Origin of the sequence: Tatumella citrea (genome assembly GCF_002163585.1) — a bacterium.
GTDB lineage: Bacteria > Pseudomonadota > Gammaproteobacteria > Enterobacterales > Enterobacteriaceae > Tatumella > Tatumella citrea.
In genome coordinates, this window is record NZ_CP015579.1 from 1,210,090 (window position 1) to 1,223,521 (window position 13,432).

15 protein-coding genes are annotated in these 13,432 nt (G+C 48.8%); 8 read left to right on the plus strand and 7 right to left on the minus strand.

Annotated features, from left to right (window positions below; translation table 11 throughout):
* The 4 genes from kdpC to kdpF are packed head-to-tail and all read right to left on the minus strand — an operon-like array spanning position 1 to position 4,405.
* Positions 1 to 576: a potassium-transporting ATPase subunit KdpC gene (gene kdpC, locus A7K98_RS05775; protein ID WP_087487702.1), complete on the minus strand. Its 576-nt coding sequence runs from the start codon at positions 574 to 576 to the stop codon at positions 1 to 3.
* On the minus strand, positions 573 to 2,618 hold the full coding sequence (gene kdpB, locus A7K98_RS05780; protein ID WP_087487703.1) for a potassium-transporting ATPase subunit KdpB: 2,046 nt from the start codon (positions 2,616 to 2,618) through the stop codon (positions 573 to 575). Before kdpB ends, kdpC begins: the two co-directional genes overlap by 4 nt.
* An 18-nt stretch (positions 2,619 to 2,636) precedes the next feature.
* Positions 2,637 to 4,316 (minus strand): potassium-transporting ATPase subunit KdpA, encoded by a 1,680-nt coding sequence (gene kdpA / locus A7K98_RS05785; protein ID WP_087487704.1) that lies wholly within the window; start codon positions 4,314 to 4,316, stop codon positions 2,637 to 2,639.
* A complete protein-coding gene (gene kdpF, locus A7K98_RS05790) occupies positions 4,316 to 4,405 on the minus strand; it encodes a K(+)-transporting ATPase subunit F (protein ID WP_038018986.1) in 90 nt (29 codons plus the stop codon). The genes kdpA and kdpF overlap by 1 nt, the downstream gene beginning before the upstream one ends.
* A gap of 432 nt (positions 4,406 to 4,837) precedes the next feature.
* On the opposite strand from kdpF, the gene A7K98_RS05795 reads away from it, so the two are divergent.
* From A7K98_RS05795 to A7K98_RS05805, 3 genes are all read left to right on the plus strand, one after another.
* On the plus strand, positions 4,838 to 5,335 hold the full coding sequence (locus A7K98_RS05795) for a hypothetical protein (RefSeq protein ID WP_087487705.1): 498 nt from the start codon (positions 4,838 to 4,840) through the stop codon (positions 5,333 to 5,335).
* 281 nt (positions 5,336 to 5,616) lie between these two features.
* Positions 5,617 to 6,441, plus strand: a complete 825-nt coding sequence (locus A7K98_RS05800; protein WP_087487706.1) for a sugar phosphate isomerase/epimerase family protein — start codon at positions 5,617 to 5,619, stop codon at positions 6,439 to 6,441.
* Positions 6,442 to 6,577: 136 nt separating this feature from the next.
* The gene (locus A7K98_RS05805; protein ID WP_087487707.1) at positions 6,578 to 6,949 is read left to right on the plus strand and encodes a hypothetical protein; all 372 of its coding nucleotides are present in this window, start codon (positions 6,578 to 6,580) and stop codon (positions 6,947 to 6,949) included.
* 62 nt (positions 6,950 to 7,011) lie between these two features.
* On the opposite strand, the gene A7K98_RS05810 is transcribed toward A7K98_RS05805, so the two are convergent.
* Positions 7,012 to 7,728 carry an AraC family transcriptional regulator gene (locus A7K98_RS05810; RefSeq protein WP_087487708.1) on the minus strand — a complete coding sequence of 239 codons (717 nt, stop codon included), beginning with the start codon at positions 7,726 to 7,728 and terminating at the stop codon, positions 7,012 to 7,014.
* A 92-nt stretch (positions 7,729 to 7,820) separates the two neighbouring features.
* On the opposite strand from A7K98_RS05810, the gene A7K98_RS05815 reads away from it, so the two are divergent.
* The 3 genes from A7K98_RS05815 to A7K98_RS05825 all read left to right on the plus strand — a co-directional run bounded on the left by A7K98_RS05815 (position 7,821) and on the right by A7K98_RS05825 (position 9,592).
* Complete coding sequence (locus A7K98_RS05815) at positions 7,821 to 8,210, plus strand: nuclear transport factor 2 family protein (RefSeq protein ID WP_087487709.1); 390 nt, start codon at positions 7,821 to 7,823, stop codon at positions 8,208 to 8,210.
* A 75-nt stretch (positions 8,211 to 8,285) separates the two neighbouring features.
* Positions 8,286 to 8,714 carry a secondary thiamine-phosphate synthase enzyme YjbQ gene (locus tag A7K98_RS05820; RefSeq protein WP_087487710.1) on the plus strand — a complete coding sequence of 143 codons (429 nt, stop codon included), beginning with the start codon at positions 8,286 to 8,288 and terminating at the stop codon, positions 8,712 to 8,714.
* Positions 8,715 to 9,010: 296 nt separating this feature from the next.
* The gene (locus tag A7K98_RS05825) at positions 9,011 to 9,592 is read left to right on the plus strand and encodes a YceI family protein (protein ID WP_087487711.1); all 582 of its coding nucleotides are present in this window, start codon (positions 9,011 to 9,013) and stop codon (positions 9,590 to 9,592) included.
* Positions 9,593 to 9,626: 34 nt separating this feature from the next.
* On the opposite strand, the gene A7K98_RS05830 is transcribed toward A7K98_RS05825, so the two are convergent.
* Positions 9,627 to 10,199, minus strand: coding sequence for a sugar O-acetyltransferase (locus A7K98_RS05830; RefSeq protein ID WP_087490382.1), 573 nt, complete (start codon positions 10,197 to 10,199; stop codon positions 9,627 to 9,629).
* A gap of 207 nt (positions 10,200 to 10,406) precedes the next feature.
* Here A7K98_RS05830 and leuA point away from each other — a divergent pair, with 207 nt between their 5' ends.
* Positions 10,407 to 12,092 (plus strand): 2-isopropylmalate synthase, encoded by a 1,686-nt coding sequence (gene leuA / locus A7K98_RS05835; RefSeq protein ID WP_087487712.1) that lies wholly within the window; start codon positions 10,407 to 10,409, stop codon positions 12,090 to 12,092.
* An 8-nt stretch (positions 12,093 to 12,100) separates the two neighbouring features.
* On the opposite strand, the gene A7K98_RS05840 is transcribed toward leuA, so the two are convergent.
* Positions 12,101 to 12,874, minus strand: coding sequence for an AraC family transcriptional regulator (locus A7K98_RS05840; protein ID WP_087487713.1), 774 nt, complete (start codon positions 12,872 to 12,874; stop codon positions 12,101 to 12,103).
* Between the two features lie 93 nt (positions 12,875 to 12,967).
* Here A7K98_RS05840 and A7K98_RS05845 point away from each other — a divergent pair, with 93 nt between their 5' ends.
* Complete coding sequence (locus A7K98_RS05845) at positions 12,968 to 13,384, plus strand: lysozyme inhibitor LprI family protein (RefSeq protein WP_087487714.1); 417 nt, start codon at positions 12,968 to 12,970, stop codon at positions 13,382 to 13,384.
* The last annotated feature ends 48 nt before the right edge of the window (positions 13,385 to 13,432 follow it).

The following is a 13,432-nucleotide window of genomic DNA, read 5'->3' on the forward strand; positions in this document are numbered from 1 at the left end:
TTACCTGGCGTTCAGATTATCGAGGTCAACATTTAACCGGGTTACATTGACATAGCTATCCCCGATAAATGCCGGCCACGGATGGACGGTATTTTTGGCTATCATAATCTGCAATTGCTGCTCCGTCATTCCCCTGGCTTGAGCCACGCGAGGTAGTTGCCATTGTGCAGCGGCGGGCGATATGCCGTTATCCAGACCACTGGCAGAAGCAGTCAGTAAATCGACGGGAATTTTGCCACGGGCCAGCGGGTTTTGTTGGTGCAGCAGCATGGCCTGTTGCGCAATTCTGGTATCAAGCAACGGATTACTGACAGCCAGATTACTGCCACCGGAGGCCAAAGGATTGTATGGAAATCCACTGGTGGCGGAAGGCCGGGCATGAAAGTAGCCTGCTGACGTGAAATCTTGTCCCAGCAGAGCCGAACCACGGATTTGATCACCGGTTGTAATCAGTGACCCTTGAGCCTGGTACGGAAACCACCACTGGCCAGCCAGCGTGGTCAGCAGCGGATAGACTCCGGCAGTTATCAGAAAAAGGACTGTAAATACGATAAGTGCAGGGCGTAACTGTCTCATAACACCTCCTGTGCCCGTTCCAGGAACGTTAACAGTAAATCGATAATTTTGATGCCGACAAAGGGCACGACTAATCCCCCCAGGCCATAGATCCATAAATTACGGCGCAATAGTGCCGCAGCACTCATGGGTTTCCATGGAACGCCTTTGAGTGCCAGTGGAGTTAGGAAGAAGATGATCAGTGCATTAAAAATAACGGCACTAAGAATGGCTGATTCCGGTGAATGCAGATGCATAACATTCAGGGTATTCAGTTGCGGGTAGCTGGCCGCAAAAGCTGCCGGAATAATGGCAAAATATTTAGCCACGTCGTTGGCAATGCTAAAGGTGGTCAGTGAGCCACGGGTCATCAGCATCTGTTTTCCGATATGTACAATTTCGATCAGTTTGGTGGGGTTTGAATCCAGATCAACCATATTGCCGGCTTCTTTTGCTGCGCGGGTTCCTGAATTCATCGCGACTGCGACATCGGCCTGGGCTAAAGCCGGAGCGTCGTTGGTTCCGTCACCGGTCATGGCGACCAGACGACCCTCGTTTTGGTACTGTCGGATCAGTGCCAGCTTTGCTTCCGGTGTCGCTTCCGCCAGAAAATCATCAACGCCAGCCTCAGCCGCAATTGCTGCTGCAGTCAGACGATTATCCCCGGTAATCATCACGGTTTTAATTCCCATGGCCCGTAACCGGGCAAAACGTTGTTTAATGCCTCCTTTAACAATATCTTTCAGGGCGATGACCCCCAGTACATGGCTACCTTCTGCTACCACCAGAGGTGTCTCTCCCCGTCGGGCAACCTCACTGACCGCCTGTTCGACGGCGGCAGGAAACTGGTTACCTGCGGCTTCAATATAGCGCTGAATGGCATCCACTGAGCCTTTACGGATGATCCGCTCTCCAATATTGATACCACTCATTCTGCTCTGAGCCGTAAACGGTACAAAAGTCGCCGTACCAATATCTTTCTCTTTCAGACCGAACCGTTGTCTGGCCAGAACCACTATGCTGCGGCCCTCAGGCGTTTCGTCTGCCAGCGATGACAGTAGTGCTGCATCTGCCAGTTGTTGCTCATTAACCCCGGGGGCCGGAATAAAATCCGACGCCTGGCGGTTGCCAAGGGTGATGGTGCCGGTTTTATCCAGCAATAACACATCAATATCGCCGGCGGCTTCCACCGCCCGCCCACTGGTCGCAATAACATTAGCCCCAAGCATTCTGCTCATACCCGCCACACCAATCGCTGAGAGTAAACCGCCAATAGTGGTGGGTATCAGACAGATGAGTAACGCAATCAGAGAAGTCACTCCGACGGCAGTGCCGCTATAGGCCGAGAAGGGCCATAAACTTGCAGTGACTAAAAGAAAGATAAGTGTCAGCGCTACCAGCAGGATGGTCAGGGCGATTTCATTCGGAGTTTTACGCCGCTGAGCGCCTTCTACCATAGCGATCATCCTGTCGAGAAAGGTCTCTCCCGGGTTAGCTGTGCAACGAATCACTAACCAGTCAGAGAGTATTCGCGTACCACCGGTCACCGAAGCAAAGTCTCCTCCGGATTCACGAATCACGGGAGCAGATTCACCGGTGATAGCACTTTCGTCGACTGACGCTCCCCCCTGAATCACTTCTCCGTCGCAGGGGATAATGTCGCCGGCTTCTGCCAGTACGACATCGTCCTTACGTAATGCGGAAGCAGGGGTCAGTTGCGTGGCGGAACCGTAGTGGGCGTTGACTAATTTTTTAGCCATGACTGTTTGCCGGGCATCCCGTAACGCACTGGCCTGAGCCTGGCTGCGGCCTTCGGCCAGTGCTTCAGCAAAATTAGCAAACAACAGTGTCAGCCACAGCCAGCCACTGATGGAGAGAGTAAACATCACATGGCCATCAGTCAGCCCAAAAACTGTCAGCAGCGTAGTGAAAATACTGCCAGCCAGTACAATGAACATTACCGGATTACGCCACTGAACCCGTGGATTCAGCTTGGCAAATGAGGCGATGATTGCCTGGCGGACCAGCTGCGAATCTGAGAAGATCACAGAAGATGATTTCATAGCTAAGCTCCGGCTCACTTAGTGTGAGGATAAGTAATCTGCCACCGGGCCTAATGCCAGGGCAGGAACAAAAGTCAGTGCACCAATCAGCATCACGGTGCCGGTCAGCAGGCCGATAAACAACGGACCATAGGATGAGAGTGTTCCCGGACCTGCCGGCTGGCTTTTCCTGACCACCAGGGAACCGGCGATTGCCAGCACCGGGATAATCACGGCAAACCGGCCAGCCAGCATGCAAAACGCGAGCAGAATGTTCCAGAACGGAGTGGTAGCATTGAGCCCGGAAAAAGCGCTGCCATTGTTATTGGCGGCAGAGGAGAGGGCATAGAGAATTTCAGTAAATCCATGCGCCCCGGGATTAAGAATGGCACTCTGTCCGTTGCCAGTCAGCAGTGCCAGAGCGGTACCTGCCAGGACTAATGCCGGACTCACCAGAATGGCGAGTGCAATCAGTTTCATTTCCCGGGCAGTAATTTTTTTCCCCAGATATTCCGGCGTGCGTCCAATCATTAGCCCGGCAATAAACACCGCCAGCAATACAAACAGCATCATGCCGTAAAAGCCGGAACCGACACCGCCAAAAATCACTTCACCAATCTGCATCAGCCAAAGCGGGACCATTCCACCTATCGCGGTAAATGAATCTGGCATCGCGTTAACTGCCCCGCAGGATGCTGCGGTGGTTATCACGGTGAAAAGAGAACTGACCGTGATTCCAAAGCGGCTCTCTTTACCTTCCATATTTGCCGCAGACAACCCACCTTGTGTCAGCAGGTCAGGATTACCCAGCCATTCGGCGTGGATAACCAGTAACGCACAGAGAATAAACACCAGGCTCATCACCCATAACAGACTGTGACCCTGACGGTTATCCCTGACGGATTTGCCGAAAGCAAAGCAGAGCGCGGCCGGAATAAGAAAAATAGCCAGCATCTGAGCAAAATTACTCAGGGCAGTTGGATTTTCGAAGGGATGCGCAGAATTTGCGTTAAAAAAGCCACCACCGTTAGTTCCCAGCATTTTAATTGCTTCCTGAGACGCGACGGGTCCCATAGGCAGACACTGGTGCAATCCCTGCAATGTGGTGACCGGCAGACAAGCTGAGAAATTTTGTAATGTCCCCTGCCAGATAAGGAATATCGCCAGCAGGAATGAGAGTGGCAACAGCAGATACAGTGTAATGCGTAGCAAATCGTACCAGGCATTGCCCAGGGCTTGGGTTTCACGCCGGCTTAATGCCCGTATCAGTACGAAAGCGACGGCAATTCCGGTAGCTGCTGACAGAAAGTTCTGTACTGTCAGTCCGGCCATCTGGCTAAAATAACTCAGGGTAGTTTCACCTGCATAAGCCTGCCAGTCAGTGTTGGTCACAAAACTGACCGCTGTATTCAGTGCCAGGTGCCAGCTCATTCCGGGCAGATGCTGAGGGTTAAGCGGAAGATAGCCCTGAGCCATCAAAATAGTGAACAGTACCGCCAGTCCTGCCAGATTAATCAGCAGCAAGGCAGACAGATATTGGCGCCAGTTCATTTCGCTATCGCGAATCCCGGTGAGCCGTCCGGCCCATTGCTCCAGAATGACAACCGGTTTTCCGGGAGCACCCGCTATCAGTAACGCGATAAAATTACCCAGCGGTTTTGCCAGTAGCAGCAGAATAATCATAAAAGCTGCCAGTAAATAAATTACAGAGGTATTCATCAGAACTCCTCCGCATGAATCAGAGCATAAATCAGATAACCCGAAAGCAGGATCACCAGTATTACGCCACCCACAATATAAGCTGTCATTGCCGTTCTCCGGGGCAGAATTAACAGCTGACGAGTGTAGAATTTCACAGGAAAAAAAAGGGTAAAAATACACAGGTGAAGCCGTAAAAAAAATATAAAAACTGGCGATTTTAACAGCAGTTAACCTGATGACTGGCTTCAGGTTACCGGAATCAGAGGGGCTACAGGGAGCCGGAACAGCACTTGCCGGGTCAATCTGTATATCTCACTATCATTACCAGGTGTTTTCAGCTGTTTGTAATCTGATGACTTCGGTATTTTGGAGGAAGGAACCGGAAAGCGACTGTGTTATTGATTAAATAACCTGCATCACCGGAGTGAATATGAGTAATCAAATTTTCGGGGGCACTGATGAAATATAAGTTTTTTATACTGGTACTGATATGCATTACCCTTGCAGGTTGTACCACACTTTATTACCGGTAACTTTTTATGAGACGGATAATTTTACTGTCGGTGCTACTGTTATGTGGCTGTATTAATATTTACGGTCCGGAAAAAAGCGAAGGTCAGGAAAATAAGACCACAGCCCCTGACTCGACAGGAATGGATGCATCTGTGCAAACATTAACCATCGGAAACCGCACCCCGCAGGAACTGATAGCAGTGGTTATCCGTTATTATCAGCAGGCAGGTGTGACACCCACTGTCAGGGATAGTAACAATGGTATTATAGCCGCCAGTGGTGATGCTCCTGGGTTGGCAGGAAAATGGTTAGATTGCGGGTCATATCAGGCCCCTGAGCAACTCACTCTGCATTATCGTCTGGTGACTCAGGTCTGGGCGGCGGCAGAGGGAAGTCATGTGATGATTCAGGTGAGTGGCCTGGCCGGGAAAATAGCCAGTGATGGAAACGATAAAGTGAAACCACAGGAATGTTCATCATCCGGGATTTTCGAAACAAGACTTGAAGAATTACTCAGAAAATAAGCGGTATTGTTTTTTATTCACATCAGTATGGATAGTTTTGTGCCCGGAAAGATTTTGTCATTATTATATCTTTGTTAAGTGTTTGACATTTTACCTGAACGCTTTATGGTCTGTAATGCGGTTTGTCGCACGGAGATATTTATTGTGCGGTCACTTATCAGTTACCCGATGCAATAAATATATTACAGACTATCTGGCAGGTGTTTTATATCTTACTGAAATTTTACAGAGTGTGTTTTTTTATTTCATGACGATAATAAAACTCTGCCCGGGAGGATCGAATGGCAGGTAAAAATAAGTTATTCCTGAATACCATTTTGTTGGGTGGTACGACGGAGCAAAAAATTGAAGCTGCGGCCGCGGCCGGATTTGCTCAGATTGAGTTGTGGCAGCAGGATATCTGGCAAACAGAAGGTGATGCTCATCAGGTGAAACAATGGCTGGCAAAGTCACAGATGACACTCACCGATTATCAGGTATTACTGGATTTTGATGGTGCTTCAGCCTCTCAGCGGGAAAGTAAATGCCAGCAGGCACTGGAAATACTGGATACTGCGGTACTTGTCGGGGCGAAGACAGTGTTGGTTCCGGCAAATACATCAGCCGATTGCCTCGAGGGCAATATCATTGCCGATTTGCGCTGGCTGGTGGAACAGGCAGTGCAAAGAGGCCTGCGAATTGCCTATGAAGCTATGAGCTGGAGTACTTTTATCCATACCACACCCCGGGCCTGGGAGATTGTACGTGAAATTAATTCTCCTGCTTTAGGGCTGGTGATTGATGCTTTTCATATTTTTGCTCTGAACAGAACTGCCGATGATCTGAACGAGATTCCGGCAGAAAAAATTTTTCTGGTGCAACTGTCCGATGTCAGTGAAATTCCATCACCTGACCGTCTAATCTCAGTTGCCAGGCATAACCGCTTATTGCCGGGAGAAGGTGTTTTGCCGGTAAAAACATTATTACAGCGTCTTTCCGAACTGAATTACCAGGGGCCTGTCGGACTGGAAGTATTTAATGATCAGTTAAAAGCGCAGGAACCTCGTCTGGTGGCACAGCAGGCCTTTGCGGCACTCAAAGATATTTTAGCGCAGGCTAATTTTTAGATTATCCCGGTGGCCGGTAGCCCATATTATGCCGGACACTGTTCCTTCAGGTGCCAGATAAACCCCGTTACACACCCCGTACCGGTAATCACTGCTATGCTGTAACTTAACAGTTATTACTGATTGTGTCTGTGGAATGAAAAATCTGCTGATTATCGTGCTGTTTAGTCTGACGACCCTGTTTCTGGTTGGGGCTTCGCTGCCGGGAACCTGGTACGCAGAAATGATGAACGGGCGGGACGAAGACCAGCGTGCCTGCCCGGAGCTGACCTCTCAGCGTGTTGTCGAAGGAGTGATCCATAATCTGATGGCAAAACGTGAAACCCGCGGGGAATGGTATCTGTTGAGCCGTGACGAGATAATTATTAATCCTGCCGATGTTCAGATTACTAAATTCGATTTCTTTGTGCCATTTCACTACACCCGTAAACCCGGCACAGAGTATTTGGGGATGGGCGGCTGTGCTTACCCGGATTCGGTGGAATACAGTTTCGACAATGGTCACTGAAATTAGTACCAAACGACATTTGCGTATACTGGTCTACGGAGTCCTGTTTCGTACTAAGACCGTTATGCTGATTGTCGGAATTTTGCCGGCGTCCGTCCAAAGTGCTGTCGGAAAGCTGCGATATAAGCACTGGTATTGGCATAACCAAAGTTTTCGGCAATCCCTTCAATTCTGTTACCCGCCAACACGGCTTCCAGAGAGGAAACCAGTTTCGTCTGTTGTCGCCACTGGCTGAAACTCAACCCTGTTTGCTGGCGAAATAACCGACTAAGGGTTCTTCCGCTGAGCCCCTGTTGCTCTGCAAGTTCTGTCCGGGTCAGACATGAATCCGGGTGAGCGATAATGAACATGGCAACTGCTCTGGCCCGGCGATCCTCTGGCAAAACAATATGATGGGGCAGTGGCGGAGCAGCGGTAATTTCATGGGCCAGCAGAGCAAGGGCCAGTTGGCAGTATTGCTGGTTGGAGTTATCACGGAGTCTTTCCAGTATTCCGGGAATAAATGTCCCTGCGCGAAACAGGTGGGGTATCTCGGGGCAGCACAGTTTGTCTGTTGTCTGAAAATAGATATTGATTCCTGATACCTGACTGCCGGATGTCGAACGATGTACTGTACCAGATGGAAACCAGGCCATAGTCCCCGGGGTAACCAGCCATTTTTCAGTGTGGGTTTCTGTCATCATTGTTCCGGTTAACGGATAGTAGAGCTGGCCACAACTGTGCTGATGCCAGTCTGTACATTGCTGTTTTTCATACTTAAAGTCGCGGAAAATTAACATGGCCGGTTATCCGTATTTTATGTCCTAATCAGGTTAACAGGTCATGGCAGTTCTGTGCGAGGCTGATTTTGTCTGTTTACTGAGGAACTGAAATGAATAACCCGCTGAAACTGGTCAGCCAGGCATTAGAGACTGTGATTACTCGTCCCGGACATGATGAGTCTGCGTTACTGCAATTTTTTAGCCCCGAATATCAGCAGTGTGTTGATGGTAAAATACTTAACTACCAGCAGTTTGTAAGCCATTTGCAGAGGCTGAAACATCATAGCCGACAGATGAAACTACAAATCATCGCGAGTGCTGAATCCTCACAGAATGTATTTACCCGCCACCAGGTCATAGTGACTCAGGCCAACGGGCAGGTCAGTGAGTTTGAAGTAATGGCGCATTTTGAACTCCGCGATGACAGAATTTATCGCTGCCATGAGCTGACCCGCCAGACTGCCGGCCCTCAGGAGAGCAGGGATCTGGGTAGCTGTTAATGCACTATCCGGAGGTTAACTGAGACTGCTGGTAATGTTACCCTGTCAGTGAACTCTTTCAGGAAAGGTAAGCTTATGTGGATTCAAAAAACCGTAAAACTCGCTCCGCGTAGCCGGGGGTTTCACCTGATTACTGCAGAAATAGAGCGGGCTATTTCTGATATGGCGCAAATCAGGACCGGGTTGCTGCATATTTTTATTCAACACACATCCGCCTCTCTGACAATTAATGAAAATGCTGACCCGACAGTCAGAGGTGATTTTGAACGGTTTTTTAATCATGCGGTGCCGGAAAACGAGCCGTATTATCAGCATACTTATGAAGGCAGTGATGATATGCCTGCGCATCTGAAAAGCAGCCTGTTGGGACCGGCGTTGATGATACCGGTGACTCATGGGCAACTGAATTTAGGTACCTGGCAGGGGATTTATTTATGTGAGCACCGCAATCATGGCGGAAGTCGTACTGTAGTGCTGACATTACAGGGTGAGACTTTTGGCTAAACTTTACGCTTTATTACGCTGTCAGATCAGCTAAAAGGTTTTTGTGAGTTATTATTTACTACTGGTATTACTGAGTGAATTTAATGGAAGCCTACAAAAATATTAACTGTGATTGCAGGAATGCGTTTTATTAGGTTGCATCATCAGATAAAGGTTTTTGTGGGTTATTATTTACTGTTGGTATTACTGAAAGAATTTGATGAAAGTTAGCAAAAATATTGACTATGAATAAAGTCGGAATTAACAGATATTTAAATCCATAATTAAACATCCCACTTAACTACCCGGAGTATTTGATGAGATTTAATAAAGCCTTGTTACCTCTGATTACATTAGCCAGTTTGTATATTCCTCTGTCACATGCACAGGAACTGACCTATCAGCTGGACCCTAATCATACATCAGTTATTGTAACCTGGAACCATTTCGGTTTTTCTCACCCGACAGCAAATATTCCATCTACGTCAGGAACTCTGGTATTTGATCCTCAACACCCGGCTAAGGCCAAACTGGATGTGACAATTCCAGTTAGTCAGATTGATACGCATGTTCCGGCTCTGACTACAGAATTTCGCGGCGATGAATATTTCGATGTGGCTAAATATCCGACCGCCACTTTTCACAGCACCAAAGTTGTCGCAAAAGGCCACAATAAATATGATGTTTATGGTGATCTGACGCTGAAAGGGATTACTAAACCAGTAACGTTGCACGCTACACTGAATAAATTAGGTGAACAACCTATGCTCAAAAAGCCTGCCGTTGGGTTTGATGCGACAGCCACACTTAAACGCTCCGAATTTAAACTGGATCAGTTTATACCGGCGGTTGCTGATGAGGTAACACTGACCATTTCGACTGAAGCTCACAGCCAGTAATCTGGTGAACTGCCAGCTTCAGATAGCCCGGTGATTAACTTACCGGGCTTTGGCTTATTTCACGCAAAACTCTGCAGGGATTACCCGCTGCCACAACGTTAGCCGGGATATTTTTAGTCACCACACTGCCAGCGCCAATCACACTGTTATCCCCCACCGATACACCAGGTACGATATTCACACCGGCCCCAATCCAGACGTTATTACCGATAGTGATTGGCAGGGCATATTCCAGTCCCTGGTTTCGGGTCTGATAATCCAACGGGTGACCCGCCGTGTGCAACCCGACATTCGGGCCGATAAATACATTGTCACCAATGGTGACCCTGGCGGCATCAAGAATAATCAGGTTGTGATTAGCATAAAAATTTTCGCCGAGGAAAATATGCGAACCGTAGTCACAATAGAATGGCGGCTCAATAATAATATTGGGGCCACATTTTCCAAGCAGGTTTTTTAACAACCGGCATCTTAAATTGATATCTTCGGCCGGAGTCTGGTTATAACGGGCGCAGGCCTGCTTTACATGCGTTCTCAACGCCAGAATCGCCGGGTCATGGTTGGCGTCATACAACTGGCCATCAGCGACCCGGGTAATCTTATTCATCATTATTATTCCTTGTCAGAACTTTAGTTCGTTTGCTGAGCATACGGTAATTATCTGTCTGAGCACTGCTCTTTTTGTCTGAATTGCGTGATGACAGGGGAAATTGTCCGTTATGCAAAGATGACTGTCAGTTAACGCGGCGCAGCTGTCGGCAATTTGCATCATACTCACTGCATATTCTGATGTTGAGCGAAATGGAGAGTAATTATGTTAGCTGACCCGTCAAAAAAATATCTGGCCTATCCTGTCGTCAATCTGCCTGACCGCCAGTGGCCCGGTAATACATTGACCAAAGTTCCACAGTGGTGTTCCAGTGATTTGCGTGACGGCAACCAGTCACTGGCTGAACCCATGGATAATCAGCGTAAACGGCAGTTTTTTGAAATGCTGGTTAACTGCGGCTTTAAGCAAATTGAAGTTGCTTTCCCTTCTGCTTCGCAAACGGATTTCGATTTTGTTCGCGGTCTGATTACTGAAAATGCTATTCCCGATGATGTGATTATTCAGGTTCTGACGCCTTCACGTAATGACCTGATTGAGCGAACCTTTGAAGCGCTGAAAGATGTTCCTCAGGCGATTGTCCATCTCTATAACGCAACTTCTCCGTTATTCCGTGAGGTGGTATTTAATCAGGATAAAGCGGCGACCCGGGAACTGGCGGTCAGAGGTGCGAAGCATATTCGCCGTCTGGCGGAGCAATATCCACAAACCCGCTGGACCTTTGAGTATTCCCCGGAGACATTCTGTTTTACTGAGCTGGAATTTTCGCTGGAAGTATGCGAAGCCGTAGCTGAAGTCTGGGATCCCAGCGACGAGCGGCCGATGATTATTAACCTTCCTGCGACCGTTGAAGTCAATACTCCGAATGTCTATGCCGACCAGATTGAGTGGTTCTGCCGTCATTTTAGCCGTCGGAAACAGGTGTCCATCAGTGTTCATCCGCATAATGACCGTGGCACCGGAGTGGCCAGTGCTGAACTGGCGATGCTGGCAGGTGCCGATCGTGTTGAAGGTTGCCTGTTTGGTAATGGTGAACGTACCGGTAACGTGGATCTGGTAACTCTGGCGCTGAATCTCTATACCCAGGGTATTTCACCTGGTTTAGATTTCAGTAATTTGCCGGCGATAGTTGAACTGGTAGAACAGTGTAATCAGTTGCCTGTACATCCCCGTCATCCGTATGCCGGAGAGTTGGTGTTTACTGCGTTCTCAGGTTCTCATCAGGATGCGATTAAAAAAGGATTTGCTGTTCGTCAGCAAAATCCGGACCAGCCATGGCAAATTCCTTATCTGTTGCTGGATCCCCTGGATGTCGGTTGTAATTATGAAGCAGTGATTCGTGTGAACAGTCAGTCTGGCAAGAGCGGAGCCGCCTGGTTGCTTGAGCAGAACCATGGTCTGAAATTACCACGAGGGGTGCAGATTGACTTCAGTAAAGTGGTACAACGTGAAACTGATGCTACCGGCAGAGAGATGAGCAGTGGCGATATCTGGCGATTGTTCCGCCAGAGTTACGGTCTGAGTGAACAGCCCGTGATTGAACTGCTGAGCTATGAAATTCGCAGTGATGAACGGGATATTCGCCATTTCACTGCCACGGTTGGATATCAGGGGGAACAACGTCAGATTAGTGGCAGTGGCAATGGATTATTGTCTGCGGCGGTAGATGCTGTATGCCACAGTTTCGATATCCAGGCACAGATTGGCGATTACGATGAGCATACACTGGGGCATCAAAGCCACAGTCGTGCGGTGGCCTATGTGAGCTGTCAGTCTGGTAATGGTGAACGTTTAATCGGTGTGGGTATTGATAACGATGTTTCAGCGGCGTCTTTGCAGGCTCTGTTTAATGCCTGTGGTCAGCTGGAAAGCATTAAAGGTGTTTCTGCCTGACGGCAGAGTCAGACGGGCGTCTGTGCTGGTGGAGCACTGTATTCACTGGGAGAGACGCCCAGTACGCGTCGAAACATAACACTGAAGGCTGCCGGACTGTCATATCCGGCTTCCTGGGCAGCCTCCAGTACCGAATGCCCCTGGCTCAGTGCATTCATTGCTGCAATTATTTTCGCCCGTCTTACCCAGTCACTAAAACTCAGTCCGGTTTCGCGTTGAAAGCGGCGCGACAAAGTTCTGCCGCTAATCGCAAGCTGGCTGGCAACCTGTTCGAGTTCGTAGTTTTCCGAGATATTCTGTTTAATCTCTTCACACAATGCCAGCAATTGTGGATCGCCGGGCTCGGGTAAATTCAGTGGCAATATTGGCATTATCCGAAGCTCGTCCAGAATTAACTCTATAATTCGTTCATCGCGCCCACCAGAAGGAAAACTGGCAGAAATACCCAGTGATGCATTAATCAGTTCTCTGAGCAGCGGGGTGATTTGTACTACCTGACACTGAGCTGGCAGATCAGCACGAGCCAGTGGATCGACAAATAAAGTTCTGGCCTGCACACGGCCGGTAAATTTCAGGCTGTGACGGGTTCTGGCGGGTAACCAGACCCCCCGGCCCGGTGGGACCAGCCAGTCTCCGGCAGAGGTAGTGACTCTGACCAACCCACTGAGGATATGAATAAGCTGGCAGCTGCGATGGCTATGTGCGGGTTCTCCGGCCCCATGCGGATAATCTATAGCGACGGTTGTCAGTGACTGGCCGGGAGCCAGAAAGTCATCGTGCATGAAGTTACCTTTGAATATCCGTAAGCTATTATTGACTGAAACTATAGTCGGGTCTGGTAAAGACTATAACCGGTAATTTTCGGGGGAGTGGTGATGAAGTTGAAAATGATCATGCTGAGCGGGCTTTTTTTCTCTCTGCCGGTAATGGCAGAACCGGAATTTGCTGCATCGATTGACAACTCACTGAAAGAGTGTGGTCAGAAAGCCGTCAGTACGCTTGATAGCGTGGACTGTTATTCCGTTGCTGAACAGTCCTGGGATAAAGCCTTAAACCAGCAGTACCGGTTGCTGACTGATGGTCAGTCGCCGGAATTTAAAGCAGCAATGAAAATGTCACAGCGCGCATGGTTAACCTATCGCGACCGTTATCTTGATTCGTTAAGAGCATTCTACCGACAACAACAAGGGACTGTCTGGTCGATAATTATGAGTGAGGCCAGTATGCGCCTGACGCGTAATCAGGCAATAGAGTTGTATACCTTACGCAACAGCACTGACCTGCAGGGCTGAGTATGCCCCCGGATTTGCCTGCGGAGGCATAACACAACACTACAGATC